Below are 18,128 nucleotides of genomic sequence, written 5' to 3'. Positions count from 1 at the left end.
ACCTGGTCATTATTAAAAATTACACCTCCAAATTTGTTTGCTAAGACCCACAAAAAAATAAATTATTTCATTATTTGTTGATTTTAAGGAAATCTTAATTCTATCTCTGCGCCAGGCTATTTCATATCTCGTTGTAAATTTATAATTTTGACGTCCGTAAAAAACTCATGTAATTTTTTATCTAACAATTTTATTTTTAACAATTTAATGAAAATTTTCAAGTTTGGTGGAGCATCCGTAAAAGATGCTGACAGTGTAAAAAATGTGTCCATGGTTCTAAAAAGCCAGGGATTTGCCAAATGCTTGCTGGTAATTTCAGCAATGGGCAAGACTACAAATGAGTTGGAAAAAGTTGTAGAACTTTATTTCAAAAAAGATAACTATCAAACTGAGATCGAAAAGATAAAACGAAAACACATGGAGATTGCGGAAGGACTTTTTCCTGAAAATCATGCGGTTTTTGCTGAAATTAATCTCTTCTTTGATGATATTGATTCTTTTTTAAGAAGAAATAAATCTCCTAACTACAACTTCGTATACGATCAGGTGGTAAGTTGCGGAGAAATGATCTCTACTAAAATTGTGAGTGAGTATCTGAATGAAATTCAATTTACGAATCAGTGGCTGGATGCCAGAGATTATGTAAAAACGGATAATTCTTACAGAGAAGGCACGGTAGACTGGGCAAGAACAGAAGAGTTTATTTCCCATCTAAATCCTGAAATCTGCTATGTAACACAAGGATTTATTGGATCTGACGACAATAATTTTACGGTAACGTTAGGAAGAGAGGGTTCTGACTACTCTGCTGCTATTTTTGCATACTGCTTAAATGCAGAAGCAATGACGATCTGGAAAGATGTACCGGGAGTAATGACCGGAGATCCGAGAAAATTCAACGATGTAACTCTTCTTTCCAACATTTCTTATGAAGAAGCAATTGAAATGGCTTATTATGGAGCAAGTGTTATTCACCCAAAAACATTACAGCCGCTACAGCAAAAAAACATTCCTTTTTATGTAAAATCTTTCTTAGACCCTACCAAAGAAGGAACAAAAGTAGGTGCTTCCGACAAAAACCAACAGGAAGAATCTTATATTCTGAAAGAAAACCAGGATCTTTTGAAAATCTCTACCAGAGACTTCTCTTTTATTGCAGAAGATCATATGAGCCTGATTTTTGGATACTTGTCTAAGTACAAAATTAAAGTTTCCCTGATGCAGAATTCTGCAATCTCTCTGGCACTGTGCCTTGAGGATAAATTTAATCATATTGATGAGCTCAACGAAGAGCTTCAAAAAATTTTTAAAACCGAAGCAATTAAAAATGTATCTTTATTCACAGTAAGAAATGCGAAGAAGGATCACATTGATAAATTTTACCATGAAAAAAATGTATTATTGGAACAAATCTCCAAGAATACTCTTCAAATGGTAACACAATAATATTAATTGCGACTAAACACACATGAGTTTAATTTCGAAAAACGATCTGATCAAAGCTTCCGGCTTAAATAAAATTGGGTTTCTCAAGAACCCGGTAGCATCTGCTGTGATGAGCATTGCTAAAATAAACGAAGTAAATAAATTATACGATAAATTAAAAGACAAGGAAGGCAAAGACTTTTTCGACTCATTTGTGAGAGAAAGAAACCTAAGCTATGTAGCTTTTGAAGAGGATCTGGCAAAGATTCCGAAAACGGGACCGTTTATTCTCGTTTCCAATCACCCGCTGGGTGCTATTGACGGTATTCTGATGTGCAAGGTCCTGACAGAGGTTCGTCCGGATTTCAAAGTAATGGGGAATTTCCTTTTGGAAAAGATCAAACCTATGGAACCGTATGTAATCGCTGTAAATCCTTTTGAAAACAGAAAAGAAGCGTACAGCAGCTCTTCAGGAATGCGAGAAACCCTCAAGCATTTGCAAAACGGAGGCTGTGTAGGTATATTCCCGGCAGGAGAAGTTTCTAATAAAAACAATCCTTATGGAGAAATTTTAGATAAGGAATGGGAAAAAACGGCACTTAAGCTGATCAGAATGGCTAAAGTGCCGGTAGTTCCTATGTATTTCCATGCTAAGAACAGCCGACTTTTTTATCAGGTGGCTAAGCTTCACCCGAATTTACAGACACTGATGCTTCCAGCAGAAATGATGAATGACAGGGAAAAACCTATCAGAATCAGAATCGGACGTCCTATTACCGTAAAGGCAATGGATGATATGGAAACGATTGAGGAATTGGGAGAGTTTCTGAAACGTAAGGTGTATATGATGAAATCTTACTATGAAAAGAGAAAATCTCTTGCTCAAAGCATCAATCTTCAGAATTTATCGGTAAAGTTTCCTTTATTGAAGGAAGAAAACATTGTTCAGAATATCATTGATGAAACTCCTCTGGAAGACATTATTAAAGATGTTGATAAACTGAGAGGAACTGATAAAATGCTTTTCAGTAACGGAAATTATGAGATCTACTTTACGACTTACGAAGAAATCCCTTCTATTATGAGGGAAATCGGACGTCAGAGAGAGCTTACTTTCCGTGCAGTAGGTGAGGGAAGTAATCTTCCATTTGACCTTGATGAGTATGACAAACATTACCACCATCTTTTCCTATGGGATAACGGTGAGAAAAAACTGGCTGGTGCTTACAGAATGGCATTGGGTAGAGAGGTAATGAAAAAATACGGCATCAAAGGCTTCTATACAAGCTCTTTATTTGAGTTTGAACAGGACATTCATCCTTTCTTCAAAAAAGTGATTGAAATGGGTCGTGCTTACATCTGCCAGGAATATCAGCAGAAACCTCTTCCACTCTTCCTTTTATGGAGAGGGATTGTGCATGTATGTCTGAGAAATCCTGATCATAAATTCCTTATGGGTGGCGTGAGTATTTCGAACAAGTTCTCTGAGTTCTCAAAATCGCTGATGATTGAGTTTATGCGTTCCAATTATTTTGATTCCGCAGTAGCTCAGTATATCACTCCAAGGAATGAATATAAAGTAAAGCTTCGTGACAGAGATAAAAACATTTTCTTTGAGGAAATGGAGTCTGATTTGAATAAGCTGGACAAGATTATTGATGATCTTGAACCTGAATTGAGACTTCCTGTTCTGATCAAAAAATACATCAAACAAAATGCTAAAGTAATTGCTTTCAACGTTGACCCTAACTTCAATGATGCCATTGACGGATTGATGTACATCCGAATCAGTGATCTTCCGGAAAACACGATCAAACCGGTATTGGAGGAGATGAGCGAGCAAATCAGAAAGGAGCAGGAAAATAATCCAGCTGATAATCAGTAAGTTTTTAACTTTATTCAAAAAAAGTACGATGAATACTTGCTTTGTATACTAAAACTTACTACTTTTGCATCACTTTAAAACAACGAAGTAAGTCAAACAAAAATATAATGGTTTCTTAGCTCAGTTGGTAGAGCAATGGATTGAAAATCCATGTGTCCCTGGTTCGATTCCTGGAGAAACCACTTTAGAACCTCTGATTAGTCAGAGGTTTTTTTGTTTTTCTATTTATTCCGATTCATGTCCCATAATTCCCTGAACTCGTACCAAACTAGCTTTTAAATCAGACAGCCCATAATTCTAGATTCCCAGCCACCCTATTCCTATGATTTTTTATTGAACAAAAAATCATAGGTATTTACAAGATAAGCTACCATTTTTTTTAAATAAAAGCACAGTTAGATTTAAATGTGCTTTATATATTATTTTTTAGGATGCTGTTTTCTCCATTCTGTAATATTCATAGGTTGGTTATCTGGACCGCAGGTAGCGTTATACTCACATTCTTCAACAACATATTCATCGTGGTCTGCATTGTCCCACTATTCTTTAAATTTAGGAAGGTTAAAATAATTATTTTTCTGTAAAATATTTACTTCCTCCTGATCTAAAAGAAACGTAACCTCCCCATCAATTTTAGAGTTTTCTCCGTATCCTTAAACAAATCTTTTGTCATACTGAGCCTTCCATTTTAGTATGACTGCTGCTGTTATACCACAAAAACTTAGGATTGGCATGAACAGCATTCAGTTCTACCTGAACATCTGTCGCATTACTTCCATAGACAAGAGAGATCGGTTTTCAGAAGTCGGAAGTTTGCCAAAATGAAGTACTTCACCATAATAGTAAAACTATTCTCCGTAAGCTTCGGCTGTTCTTGCAATTGAGCTTTCCCAAGAGAATCATGGGCCAGAATAAGTTCATAATTGTGATGGCGTCTCGCACTATGCTGTAGGCGGAAATGCTTGAAGTGTTTGATTATTTTGCCTTCAATCACAATATCCAGTTTTACCACACGGTTGATCCGGGAATATGATTCCCAGAAATCTTATCGGAATTTGAGGCATTTTTATTCCTAGTGATTAGGTGTTTTTTCAGAACTTTATTTGGAATAAACAGTCGTTCTATAAGGTTAAAAAAGGCAGAACAGTGTCCCTTGAAACGGGTGTACTATTCTGCCTGATATTTAAATTCTGAATATGCTTAAGAAGGCCATGCTCCGAAGTACGAAGAATTCCCCAGATCTATCTGCTCTGCACTTACCACAAAACTAATATACATACTGTTGTCATCCACAGCGTCGAAATCTACTTCATGCTGAATTACATAACCATTGTTCCACTTTAATGTTGTTAGTGTTCCTTCTTCGTGAGATTTGTTGAAAGTAATCTCTCCTACTGTAGGCTTATACTTTCCGTTCAGTAAACTTTCCAGGATGTCTGATTTATCCGTAGCTTCCACCGTAATTTTGATAAGAGCATTGGAAGGATCTGATGCTACACGTCCTGATACATCTGTAGCTCTTGATACGCTATAATTAAGTTTTAATAGCTTTTGTCCTTCTCCGTTGTTGAATTTTAAAATTCCTCTTGAGTTTCTTTCTGCCATGATTATAAATTTTAATGGTTAATGTATTGTGATTGTTTGCTTTCTATATCACCAAATATAGATGTATTTATAAAAAGCAAATAGTGTTTATTATTAAATTTAAAAAAATGTAGTAATAGTACGACTAACACTTGTTAGGTGAATTAAGTATTATAAATCAAGTGTTTGCTGTTTTTCACAATTAAAAATCGGATTATTTTATGGCCTGTTTAACATTGTTTAAAGAAGCAACAATTTAACTCCAAAAATAGTCCAGCAGAAAAAATCTTCTCCTCCATTCTTTGTAAGTACAATATTTTTGGAAAAAATCGCTAGATATCAGGTCTGAAAATCTTTTAATAAGGCTCTTTGAGAATTATATTCAAAAAACAGAAAAAAAATAAAACATACCAAAAGACTGATGAACAATACATTAAAGCTATAATCCAGTTATACCAGCATATTTATTCAAAAAAATTAACCGAAAAACTTGTACGGTATTATAAAATGTTATACTTTTGCATCACTTTAAAACAACGAAGTAATAAACGAAAACATAAATGGTTTCTTAGCTCAGTTGGTAGAGCAATGGATTGAAAATCCATGTGTCCCTGGTTCGATTCCTGGAGAAACCACTTCAAAACCTCTAATTTATTTTAGAGGTTTTTTGTTTTTTATATGGAACTTCTTTTCAGCGGTCTCTAAAGTTGAGCCACATCAAAAATTAATCAATTGTTAAGTCTAATTGGATATTAATAAACTGAAAATTTGTATATAGTTGAATGTTTATATACATTTTTAGGAGTTAGTATAGGTGATGGAAAATGAGATTGATTAATAGCGTCGGGAAAATTTTGCGTTTCTAAACAAAAAGCTTCTCTTTCCTGGTAGATGTGATCTTCTTTTCCTTTTATATTTTTTATCCAATTGGCAGTATATAACTGCAAACCCGGCATAGTGGTAAAGACTTCCATTTTTCTACCGGACCGTGGCTCTATAACAGTAGCTACTAAATCTAAACGATGAATAGGGTGCTTTAAAACAAAATTATGATCATATCCATTTCCAATCTTAAGTTGATCATGATCCGTATTAATTCTGTCTCCAATACCTGTTAAGGAGGTAAAATCAAACGGAGTATTTTTTACTGTTAAAATCTCGCCTGTAGGTTCAAGATTTTTTGTAAGAGGAGTGTAAAAATCAGCCTCAATCTGCAATTGATGGTTATTTATTGTCCCACTACCCTCTCCTGCTAAATTAAAATAAGAATGGTTTACCAGATTGAGTATGGTTTCCTGGTCTGTTGTCCCTGAATAATCTAACCTTAATTCATTATTTTCATTAATGGAATAAGTTACCGTTACAGATAGTGTACCAGGGTAGCCCTCTTCCCCGTCAGGAGAAGTGTATTGAAAAGTCACTTCCGAGGCAGAAGATTCTTTAACATCCCATAATTTTTTATCAAAACCCTTCAGACCACCATGTAAATGATTATCTTCATTATTAACTGTTAATGAGTATTCTTTTCTGTTTAACATGAATTTTCCTTTCCTGATACGATTAGCGCATCTCCCACAAATGGCACCTTGATAAAATTCATTATTGTCTATGTATTCTTGTGCTGTTTCATACCCCTGTACCACATCTGCCTGTTTTCCGTCTTTATCTTTCACATTAATGCTCACTATAATTGCCCCATAATTTGTCACCTGTACAATCATTCCATTTTGATTGTTAAGAGTAAATAACCGGACTTTTTGTTGGTTGTGAACTGTATTAAAAGTCACTTCATTGATGACACCCATTTTTAAAAGTCTAATTTAACAACTCCTTTTTGCCTGATGAATAAGGGATGACAGGAACCTGCTCCAAATAAATGATTTAAAGTTGTGGTATATTTATCAAGTAAATTTTCAGGGACAAAGGCCTGTATTGTTCCTGCAAACCCTCCACCATGCACACGCCAGGCTCCGGCACCTTTTAGTACCAATTCGCTGTAAGCTAGTCCCAATGACACGGCTTGTTCACGTATATTATTTGCTACATAAACATTTTGATTGTACATATACGAACTATGCCCCGAGTCTATGACCAATTGCAAAAATTTTTTAAAATCATTATTCTCTAATGCAGTCACTTCGTCTACTACCCGGTCATTTTCACATTCAAAATGAATGGCTCTTAAAATAGCCCGGTCTCCTACTTTCTTACGGATAGAAGGGGCGATATCCATCACTTTTTCCAGAGTGGTTTCTCTCAGCACACTACATCCTAAATGGGCGGCAACGTCTTTCATTTCTTTAGGTAAAACAGCGTATTCATCATTCAAATTAGTGTGATCGCCCTGAGTATCTGTGATCACTAAAGAAAAACCAGTAGATTCAAAATCAAAATTTACTTTTTTAACAACAGGATTGATTACGTCTGCAAAGTCGATGATTACCAATCCTCCCACTGAACAAGCTACCTGATCCATTAATCCACAAGGTTTTCCAAAGAAAACATTTTCTGCATATTGTCCAATACGGGCATTTAGTATAGGATCTATGTTACCATCATTAAATAAATGACTTACAATTGCGCCAATTAAAACCTCAAATGATGCTGATGAACTTAATCCGGAACCTTTAGGAACGCATCCATCAATTACAGCATCAAATCCTCCTATTTTATATCCCAATTCATTTAATCGGGCATTAATTCCACGAACAAGGGCATTAGAGGTTAAAAATTCGTTCTGATTGGGAATAAGGTGGTTCAAATCTACTTCAAATGACTGATAACCTGAAGATTCAATCCGGATCACATTGGAGTTATTTTTAGCAGCAACGGCTATATTATCTAAGTTTATGGCACTCGCTAATACGCGACCATGATTATGATCTGTGTGGTTACCTCCAATTTCGGTTCGCCCCGGTGAACTAAAAACAGAAACCTCTTTTTCTCCAAAAATTTCTTTAAAACGAGATAATGTTTTGGTATACCGGATTGCCTGCTGATGTAATAATTCTGAGTTTTGTCCGTACAACTCTCTAAATTGAGGAATATCACCTTCACTAATTAAAGAATCAATATATTTATTATTTGACATGTATTGGTATCTGATTTATAAAACAGTCTATTTTTATGAAGAGCTATTCTATTTATTTTTATAATGAATTGTTGAGCTTTTTTTAAGAATCTCAGCACTTTGTTCGGGAGTAATATCTCTTTGGGCTTCTGCTAACATTTCGTATCCTACCATGAATTTTTTCACACTAGCTGAACGAAGCAAAGGAGGATAAAAATGCATATGAAAATGCCATTCTTCATGTGATTCCAAGTCTGTAGGTGCCTGATGTATTCCTGCAGAATAAGGGAAAGAAATTGAGAAAATATTATCGTATTTCGTGGTCAGATCTTTCAATATCTGAGCAAATAAAGCCTGGTCCTCATGTGAAAAATCCGATAGACTATTTAAAGGTATCTTACTAATGATCATTGTTTCATAGGGCCAGGTTGCCCAAAATGGAACCAGAGCCACAAAACCTTTATTTTCTAAAATAATTCGCTCCTTACTTTCAATTTCTTTTTGAAGATAATCATACAAAAGAGTTGTTCCATGTTTATCATAATAGCTTTTCAAATTTTGCTGTGTTCTGACCACTTGAGAAGGAATGGATGCCTGTGCCCAAATCTGACCATGAGGATGAGGATTACTACAACCCATCACTGCCCCTTTGTTTTCAAAAATCTGAACATAATTAATATAATCCAGTTTCCCCAGACTCTGATATTCTTCTTTCCAGACGGACACCACCTTTGTAATTGCTTCTACAGACATTTCAGGAAGAGTCAATGAATGGTCATGTGAAAAGCAGATGACCCGGTTAATTCCTCTTTCAGGTTTCATTTTAAATAACTCATCCTCTTCATCATCCGCTTTATCTGTGGTTACTTCTTCTTTCAATAAAGCTCCAAAATCATTATCGAATACATATACACCTTCATAATGGGGGTTTTGGGTCTCATTAGCTCTTGAATTTCCGGGACATAAATAACATTTTGGATCATATTGATTTTGAATGCTTGTTAAGGGCTTTTCCTCTTGTCCCTGCCATGGGCGTTTAGCCCTTTGAGGTGATACCAAAACCCATTCATCCAATAAAGGATTATATCTTCTATGTGGATGATTTTTGCTATTAAATGAATTACTCATACTGAGTTTATTATTTATATCAGTTTGACCCGTTTTCAGGGTTTAATTTGTCCAAAATAGGTTCGGATAATGTGTTTAATTCTTTTTGAAGTTTATTATTTTTCTGTTCAAAAATAACAATCTCATTATTCCCCTTTTTTAAGTAACATCCCGGTAAATACAGAGTCTGTTGTGGTCCTACCGACCAATATCTTCCCAGATTAATTCCATTGACAAATACAATCCCTTTTCCGAAAGGCCGCATATCTAAAAAAGTGTCTCCCACCTGCGATACATTAAAATTCCCTTTATAGATAACTGGTCTGTTCTCTTTCACATCGGATTTTTGTTTTGCATCAATTACCGGAGCCTTTTCAAAAGGAAGTCCGTACATTTCCCAATCTCCTGTTATTTTTCGGTCATTAATAAATACAGGGGAAATAATTCCTTTTGTATTCTTATTAATCTCAGACCCGTAATTAATTCTCCCCATGTTTTCTACTATAATGTCTAATTTTCCATTGAAGGGTATATTAACATTACATTCATATTTTTTATAATAACGGTTAAGCTCTCCTACTTTTTCCCCATTCACATATACAATCGCATAATCTCTTAATCCATCTAGTTTTAAAGTTCCTTTAATGGGCTGATTAAAATTTTTGCTATACCAAACATAGCCATGCCCTTGATTTAACTGCTCAAAAGTCAAAGGATTATCATTAATTACTGGTTTTATATTCTTTTTTAAATCTTCTAAATCAATTGTCTGAGATAGTTGAATACCCGCAATCTTAATAACTGGAATTCTAGAAGGAACAGGAGGGGTAGAGGAATTTTTTAATAATTCTCTTAATTTCATATACTTTTCGGTTTCCCAACCTGCCTCAGTAATAGGTGCATCATAATCATAACTGGTCATACTTGGCTGTATAGCATGATCTTTATCGTAATTAGCTCCAGAGGTAAATCCGAAGTTAGTTCCTCCATGTACCATATAAATATTAAAAGAAATATCATTATTCATGAATTTTTCAATGTGACCTTTTACTCTTTCTGCTGCTTTACGGGGAAAAGGTTCTGCCCAATGGTCTAACCAGCCCGGATAGTATTCCGCTACCATAAAAGGGCCTTTCCCATTATGGTATTTTTTCACCTCTTTCTTAATATTTTCCGGGTCTTCATCTCCATTTGCCGTTGGTAAAGCGCCAGGCAAAGCACCTCCTTCAAATAACCAGTCTCCATCTGAGGTAAAAAACTCCATTCCTTTGAAACCAACTTCTTTTAATTGATCAAATACTGAAGAACTGTATTTTTTATGATCTTCCAACTTAATGTCCTCCCGTTGACTAACAAAAGATCCGAATTCATTTTCTCCCTGCACCATAACAATAGGACCTCCATTAACAATCAAATAAGGTTTCACCACCTTATAAAGCTCTGTAAAATAAGCTTTTGTTGAATTTAAAAATGGAGTATTATATTCTCTGATTTTCATATCCTTGTCGTTTTGTAAAAACCAGGGATAACCACCGAATTCCCATTCTGCACATACATAAGGACCTGGGCGAAGGATTACCATTAAACCTTCTTCTTTTGCTATTTTTAAAAATTCAGCTAAGTTTCGATTTCCGGTTTGAAAATCCCATTTTCCAGGAGCTATTTCATGATAATTCCAAAAAACATAAGTAGCTATCGTATTTAAACCCATAGCTTTAACCATTTGTAACCGATGTCTCCAATAAGCCTGGGGAATTCTGGCGTAATGAATCTCACCAGAATGCAATTTAATTGACTGTCCGTTCAATTTAAATTCTCCATCTTCAATTTTGAAAGATTCATATTTAAGAGGTTTTTGCTGGGCATTTATTACAGTTGCTCCCACTAAACAAAAGGCTAAAATTATGTTTTTAATAAACTTCATTGTATATGTTGTATTAGCGATTAAAGTTAATTATGTATTAAAACAAATTTATAAATTTACCTGATGCTGCCATACTGGTTACCACCGGTTTTTGCAGCTTTACCACCAGTTGAAAAAATATTTAAATATTATGAAACTTGTTAAAATTCTTCAAATGCAAAACTCAAAATTATTCCTGTTACCAAAAACGAACATAAATAGCAGTGAGAATTAATACAATAATGACGATCAGGAATAATGTTCTATTGTCCACATTGAACATATTTTTGTCTGTAACAAAAGCTTTTGGATTTATTTTTGGGCCAAAGACACTTAAGAGTACCATTACCACTACAGTAATGAAAAATGACCAACCCATATTGATCAGGAAAGGAATCTCTGTAATGGATTTTACCATGCCATTTTCCAACTTTTCATAAGTGAATGCTGTATACATCCATGTTTCTTTTCCAAATAGTTCAACTGCAAAACTGTTAAAGAATATAGATAATAAAAAACCGAGCATAACTCCAACTATAGCAGCAGTTCCGGTAGTTCTTTTCCAAAACATTCCTAAAATAAACATAGCAAATACACCCGGACTAATAAAACCGGTATATTTTTGTATAAATGTAAAACCACCTTCACCACCGATTCCCAAAATATCTGTCCATGTAAATACCAAAGCAATAAGCATCGCCACTATAATTGTCAAACGTCCTGTTCTTACCATTTGCGATTCAGATGTATTGGTTTTTAAATATTTTTTATAAATATCTAAAGTAAAAATGGTGGATATACTGTTTACTTTTCCAGCAAGTGATGCTACTATTGCAGCTGTTAAAGCAGCCACTGCAAGACCTTTAAGTCCGGATGGAAGCAGCCCCAGGATTGCAGAATAAGCACTGTCTTTCACCCCATTAAAATTGGACAAATGACCTTTTGTATAAAGTACATAAGCTGCAATACCAGGAAGCACAACAATTAGAGGCATAAAAAGTTTCAAAAATCCTGCAAATAAAATTCCCGTTCTTGCTGTTTTTAGATCTGCTCCTAATGCTCTTTGGGTAATGTATTGGTTACATCCCCAATAATTAAGTTGTACAATCCATTGTCCAGCAAGATACATTGCTAAACCCGGCAAAACTATATATTTCCGTACCGCTAAATTTTCTGACATTGATAAAGTAGTGGTGGTAATTTGTGGTTTATCAAGAATGAGTTTGAAATGTCCCGGAGCTTCTTTCAAAAGGGTATTTAAACCCATTAAAGCATTTCCAACAGCAGTACCATTAATTCTTTGATCCACAACCTGTAATGCCATATAAACTGTAGCAAAGCCACCAATAATAAGAACAGCCACCTGAATAACATCCGTGTAGCCAATGACTTTCATTCCACCCAATCCAATAAACAAAGCCATTAGTAAAAGTGCAACCATAATGATATGCAGATGCCCTCCACCGAGCAATGAATCAATAGCTACAGCTCCTAAATAAAGAATGGAAGTAAGATTAACAATTACATATAAAAATAGCCAAAAAACAGCCATAATAAGAGAAACAGCCTTATTATATCGTGTTTCCAAAAACTGAGGCATTGTATAAATCTTATTTTTGAGGTAAATAGGAATAAACCATACTGCAATAATTATCAGTGCAATGGCAGCCAGCCATTCATAAGCAGCAACAGCTACTCCCGTGAAAAAACCTTCTCCACTCATCCCAATAAATTGTTCTGCTGAAATATTAGATGCAATCAAACTCGCTCCAATTGCCCACCATGTCAATGAGCCCTCTGCAAGGAAATAATCTTTACTTCCTGTAGTTTTTGATTTTTTCCGATTGTATATCCATAGGCCATATACTGTTACAACAAAAAAATACATTAGAAATATAACAAAATCAAGTGTCGATAGTTTTCCCACGCTTAAAAATTTTTATAGTAAGTTTATCATAGATTTCTATACTGTCCAGCACTTTCAAGTACTATAAAGTATTTAATAGTTTAGCACTCTTAATAGATCATTTAGAACAATTCTGAATCTTTCACACTAAAATCACACAAAAGAAAACCTTCTATTATCAAATGTATAAATTTGAAAAACACAACCATACTTGTTCCTACCGGTTTTTGTATATTTACTACTAGTTTAAAAAATTGGCAATGTTATGAAGCTTATTAAAATAATCCCCGATTCAGTTATTCCTAAATACCAACAGATTATAAATTCCATTGAACAAGCTCTTGCCCAACAACTACTAAAAAAAAATGACAAATTACCTTCCATCAATAAAGTGTGTATGGAATTCGGTATTTCCAGAGACACTGTTCTATATGCCTACGAGATACTGAAAAAGAAAGGAATAGTAAATGCTATTTTGGGCAAAGGATACTATATAAAAAGTACTGATTGGAATTTTGAAGAGCGCATTTTTTTACTGTTTGATGAACTGAATGCTTTTAAGGAAAATCTTTATTATTCCTTTTTGGAAGAGATACAGCAAAGAGCGAATGTACATGTATTTTTCCATTATTTCAATATTGATGTCTTCAAGAAATTAATAGAAGAAAACGATGGAAGCTACACAAAATATATCATTATGCCCGGGAATATGAATGATACAGCTCCCGTTATTAAGATGCTTCCTAAGAAAGACGTATATATATTGGATCAAACCAATATATTTTTAAGGGAATATTCATCAGTACATCAGAATTTTGCAAAAGATATGCACAATGGGTTATTAAAAGCAAAAACTAAGCTTGAAGCCTATCAAAGATTAATTCTTATTTTTCCCGGGCAAAAAGAGCCTGTAGGTATGGTAAAAGGATTTACCAGTTTTTGTGAGCAGTATAAAATGAAGCATGAGATCATCTGTAATTTTACTGATAGAGAAATCCTGAATGGAGACGTATTTATTATTGTAGATGATAAGCATTTGGTCAATGTCATTAAGCAATCTAAAAAGCAGAAGCTAAAGATCAGAAAGGATTTTGGAATTATCTCCTACAACGAAACGCCTCTTAAAGGTATTGTAGAAAATGGCATTACTACAATTTCTACGGATTTTTGGCAAATGGGAAAAATTTTGGCGGAAATGGTTCTTAATTCCAAAGAAGGAAGAATTGAAAATGCTTCTAATTTAATCATAAGAAATTCTCTATAATTATTTTGAACAAAGGCTCAGATTATAAAATCCGAGCCTTTATTTTTTAGCTTTAAACTTCTGGATTAAAAGTCAATAGAATTCAGTGTTTTATCCACCAGTAATCCGTTAACAGCTTTTATATTAAATGATCCGTTTCGCTTGGCTTTAAATTTAAGAATGAATAAATCTGTTGTGCCTTCTAAAGGTTGTTTTTGCCCTGTATTAACGAGTGTAGGATATAATACTTTCTCTTTATTGGTATGCAATCGATCATAAGTGAGGTTTTCCATTTGTTTAATATGTAATGGTGTAATACCTATATATTCCAGTTCCTGCTGGTTATATGGAATGGCAAAACTCAGTGCATTTACAGATTGTAGATTATTACCTTTTACCACTACTTCTACAATATCATTCTTAGCATATTGCTGTTTTGAGACAGAAACTGCGATGCCACCTTGCAGTGGTTTCAACTCTTCATCATTTATCCCTCCATCAATTTTTGTAGCGACGTTAGAAATATCAAATGCATCAATGAAACCGTTCTTATTAATATCACCATTACTGATATATCCCTCAAAGTCAGAATCTCCTTTTCTCAAACCTGTATAATTCATATATGAAGTAAAGTCATTCCTATCAATTTTCTGATCATTATTGATATCACCAGAAAGCAAACTTACAGAACCTGGTACTTTAAAAACGTATAGCTCATTTCCAGAACTAAAGTTTCTGAAGGCATTGCTGACTTCAATTTTAATGAATCGTGTGGTAGGATGTGTGGCAAAATCCAAAGATTTGGTTTTGTTATTTCTATCCCAGATAAAAGAGCCAAGTTCTGTCCAATCTTTTTTATTAGCACTATGTGAAACTTTACCTTTCATCCATATTCCGTTGTAACCGCTGCTCCTAGGGATGTATTCCAATTTACTTATTGTATTCACAGATCCTAAATCTAAAATCATTTCAAAAGGAACCTTGCTCTTTTCATAATCTGAATGCCAGCCTGTACTCACATCCTGATCAAAAAGATTTTCTATCCCTTCTCCTTCCTGACTTGGAATTGTAGCGGTGGCTTTTATCCCTTTAATCGCAAATTCGTAAGGATTTTTATTGGTTTGGGATGAAAAAGAAACCCAAGCAGAAGTATTGGTTTTATTTACAGCTCTTACTTTGAAATCATATTTTGTTTCAGGAGCTAATCCTTCAAACAAGAAAGAACTATCTTTTATATTACTGTATACCATATTATTATATAGTATTTCGTAATAATCAGCATTAGGTATTTTATTCCACGATGGCAGTATTGAATAGGCAGTGTTTGTATTTTCGGAAGTGACTGGTTTTAAAGGTTCTGCCAATGCCCCGGAATTATTTTTCAATTGATTGGAATTGGTAAATTGGTAATCTTTAATGACAAGCTCTACTTTGTTTTTGCTGATATCGGTGATTTCTGATTTTACCCAAAGTTGTGGATTTCTGGTAATTGAAAACTTTGAAAATTCAGAATCTTTTGTAGAGAAATTATTGAATTCCGGTTGACTATTGTAAAAATATACGTTTGTGGCACTATTGAATTCATCTAACGTATTTACTGTTTTCAGCTTTATATTTTTTCCTCCAATAGAAAGTTTTACACCGGATGGTTTTTTAGTAACATTAATTCTAAATTCTGTTATTTTTTCTTTTTCAAAACCATTAAAATTACCTTGAGCAGGAGAAATGCTTATTGTCGCAGTATTTTTAACTACATTACTTTCTATAAGAGTGCTTACAGATTCGTTTTTCTTATAATTTTCGGTTACGCCATCATCATCATATTCTGTAAAACTGGATTTTTCTGAAGGATACACTTCATAAATTCTTAATTTTTTATTGATTTGACTAACATTATTATTAGCATTTACCATCGGAATAATAGCACCTGGCTTCACAAATAGAGGAAGCTTCCAAATGGGTGCATCGAAATGATTTAAAATAACTCCTCCTTCATACGTTTGTCCTGTGAAGTAATCAATCCAATTTCCTTTTGGGAGGTAAATATTATTTCTGATATCATTCCCTTCTTTATCCATTTTTGTGGCTTGATATATGGGAGCCACTAAAAAATAGGGACCATACAGATACTGGTACTGAGTAGATTTTCCGAGGGTATAATCATTAGCCTGTTGTAAAAACATTGCTCTGATGATTGGCAATCCATCTACAGCTTCCTTAGCCACACTATAAGTATAAGGAAGTAAGCTCGACTTTAATTTCAAATAATTTCTGTTGATAGAAGTAACTGGTTCACCCAAGGCGTGAGGATACTTTTCATTGGCTCCCCAGCCATCCATATTAAGCTGCATGGGAGTGAAGGTTTTCCATTGAAAATCTCTGGTATTGATAACCGGGTTTTGCCCACCAAAAATACCATCCATATCCGAAGTAATATTAGGCTGGCCAGACAAGCCTGAACCTATGTACGTAGGAATATGAAATCTGATGTATTCCCACTCTCCGCCAGTTTGATCTCCGGTCCAGATACCTGCATATCGTTGTGAACCCGCCCATCCGTCCAGCGAAATAATAAAAGGGCGACTTCCATTACCATAGCGTGGCATTATTTGAGCTACATCTGAAATACCATTCAGCCCGAATGAGTAGCCAGGACCTACCCAGGCGACATCCGTTTTTAAAACTCTTACGCCTGCATCCCCCACTTCTTTTATAATATCTCTCTGCAAAAGAGCAGCTACTCCTTCTTTTGGATGTAAATCTGACTGTGTCCACAATCCTATTTCTACGCCATTTTTTCTGGCATATGCTCCAAATGATTTTAAATTGGCGACGTTGCCTTCCAAAGTTTCTGTTTGTCCATATCCAGCTCCATACCCATCATTGGGCAATATCCATCCTAATGGCATATCTGCATTTTTATAACGGTCTATAACTGCTCTGGCTGAAAACTGATAATTGTTTTTTTCACCATTTAACGATTCTTTAACTCCTCCATTGTCTTTTTGGCTCTCTTTATATCTTTTTCGGTCTTCAAATGGTATTCCTTTATCGTCTTCCTTCCAATAATCTCTGTTGTAGGCATTAAGATGTCCTTCATAAAAACCGAACTTAGGCAAAAGTACAGGGTTTCCTGTAAGCTGGTAAAAATCATTCAACAAAGATTTAGGCTGATCATCTACCATAAAGAAAACGTCCAGATAATTAGTCTCATGAGCCAGTTTCACTTCATTTTTATTTTGTTTACCAAAATCATAATATCCTTTTTTGAAGGTATGCCACATAAAACCATATCCATTTGTGGACCAGTAATAAGGATTGGGAGATGCTACGCCACCGTCAGTCCAGTTATTTTGATTTACAATAAAAATAGTATTTCCTCTATGGGAGAATCTCCCATTCTGCACACCGCCTCCATAGAAATATTCATCTTTTCCCTGAGATAAAGTCAGTACTACTTCTTTAGAGTTAAATTCAATAGGAGCTATAAAAGAAAAGATCTCTTTGTGAAGGTTCAAGTCAAATACTTTAAATAGAGAAGTAGCCTTTTCAATTTCTATTTTAATTTTATTGGTGGAGACAGAAACAGTCTGTGATAGATTATTAATAGCAATTCCTTTTACTTTTTTTCTGGGCTGATCTGCCAAAATCTGAGCAGGAGGCACCGCTTCCGGATTTCTTATTTCTCCACCTTTGGGATCTAAAAATAATCTGAAAATATTTTCTCCATAAAAATCTATTACCATTTTTTTGTTGCCGGAAAGCAAAACTTCTACAGAAGTTTCTCCTTTCTTAGAAACATTCTCAATATTTTGAGCCTTGGTTTTTTCAATGGAGAGGAAAAGAAAAGAACTCAGGAGTAAAATCTTTTGAATTTTTGGATTTAAAACTGTATTCATGTATGTTGACTTTATCTATTAATTTACATTTTATACTACCCTAAGAAAATATGATAAATATTTCAGATAAAATAACTATAATCTTTTGTAATATTAAAACTTTCAA

10 protein-coding genes and 2 tRNA genes are annotated in these 18,128 nt (G+C 34.5%); 5 read left to right on the top strand and 7 right to left on the bottom strand.

Annotated features, from left to right (window positions below; translation table 11 throughout):
* Positions 1–207: 207 nt before the first annotated feature.
* From A1704_RS13985 to A1704_RS13975, 3 genes are all read left to right on the top strand, one after another.
* Entirely contained in the window at positions 208–1,446 is a 1,239-nt protein-coding gene (locus A1704_RS13985) for an aspartate kinase (protein ID WP_062674367.1), read from the top strand.
* A gap of 22 nt (positions 1,447–1,468) precedes the next feature.
* The gene (locus A1704_RS13980; protein ID WP_062674365.1) at positions 1,469–3,310 is read left to right on the top strand and encodes a lysophospholipid acyltransferase family protein; all 1,842 of its coding nucleotides are present in this window, start codon (positions 1,469–1,471) and stop codon (positions 3,308–3,310) included.
* 109 nt (positions 3,311–3,419) lie between these two features.
* Positions 3,420–3,492: transfer RNA gene (locus tag A1704_RS13975), tRNA-Phe, on the top strand.
* A 1,018-nt stretch (positions 3,493–4,510) separates the two neighbouring features.
* Here the strand turns inward: A1704_RS13975 and tssD are convergent.
* Positions 4,511–4,915, bottom strand: a complete 405-nt coding sequence (gene tssD / locus A1704_RS13970; protein ID WP_034695169.1) for a type VI secretion system tube protein TssD — start codon at positions 4,913–4,915, stop codon at positions 4,511–4,513.
* 541 nt (positions 4,916–5,456) lie between these two features.
* Here tssD and A1704_RS13965 point away from each other — a divergent pair.
* Positions 5,457–5,529, top strand: a tRNA-Phe gene (locus A1704_RS13965).
* Between the two features lie 117 nt (positions 5,530–5,646).
* On the opposite strand, the gene A1704_RS13960 is transcribed toward A1704_RS13965, so the two are convergent.
* The 5 genes from A1704_RS13960 to A1704_RS13940 all read right to left on the bottom strand — a co-directional run bounded on the left by A1704_RS13960 (position 5,647) and on the right by A1704_RS13940 (position 12,901).
* Entirely contained in the window at positions 5,647–6,699 is a 1,053-nt protein-coding gene (locus A1704_RS13960) for an aldose epimerase family protein (protein WP_062674363.1), read from the bottom strand.
* Positions 6,700–6,701: 2 nt separating this feature from the next.
* Positions 6,702–7,985: a galactokinase gene (locus tag A1704_RS13955; RefSeq protein WP_062674361.1), complete on the bottom strand. Its 1,284-nt coding sequence runs from the start codon at positions 7,983–7,985 to the stop codon at positions 6,702–6,704.
* A gap of 48 nt (positions 7,986–8,033) precedes the next feature.
* The gene (locus A1704_RS13950; RefSeq protein WP_062674359.1) at positions 8,034–9,092 is read right to left on the bottom strand and encodes a UDP-glucose--hexose-1-phosphate uridylyltransferase; all 1,059 of its coding nucleotides are present in this window, start codon (positions 9,090–9,092) and stop codon (positions 8,034–8,036) included.
* Positions 9,093–9,111: 19 nt separating this feature from the next.
* Entirely contained in the window at positions 9,112–10,995 is a 1,884-nt protein-coding gene (locus A1704_RS13945) for a beta-galactosidase (protein WP_062674356.1), read from the bottom strand.
* A gap of 178 nt (positions 10,996–11,173) precedes the next feature.
* Positions 11,174–12,901 carry a sodium:solute symporter family transporter gene (locus tag A1704_RS13940; RefSeq protein WP_082798789.1) on the bottom strand — a complete coding sequence of 576 codons (1,728 nt, stop codon included), beginning with the start codon at positions 12,899–12,901 and terminating at the stop codon, positions 11,174–11,176.
* Between the two features lie 244 nt (positions 12,902–13,145).
* Here A1704_RS13940 and A1704_RS13935 point away from each other — a divergent pair, with 244 nt between their 5' ends.
* Positions 13,146–14,144, top strand: coding sequence for a GntR family transcriptional regulator (locus A1704_RS13935; protein ID WP_062674351.1), 999 nt, complete (start codon positions 13,146–13,148; stop codon positions 14,142–14,144).
* A gap of 65 nt (positions 14,145–14,209) precedes the next feature.
* Here A1704_RS13935 and A1704_RS13930 read toward each other — a convergent pair whose 3' ends face one another.
* The gene (locus tag A1704_RS13930; protein WP_062674349.1) at positions 14,210–18,022 is read right to left on the bottom strand and encodes a TIM-barrel domain-containing protein; all 3,813 of its coding nucleotides are present in this window, start codon (positions 18,020–18,022) and stop codon (positions 14,210–14,212) included.
* Between the last annotated feature and the right edge of the window lie 106 nt (positions 18,023–18,128).

Source organism: Chryseobacterium cucumeris (assembly GCF_001593385.1).
Lineage (GTDB): Bacteria > Bacteroidota > Bacteroidia > Flavobacteriales > Weeksellaceae > Chryseobacterium > Chryseobacterium cucumeris.
The sequence above is the reverse complement of the archived record's forward strand: the minus strand, read 5'-3'. Positions and strand labels throughout refer to the sequence as shown.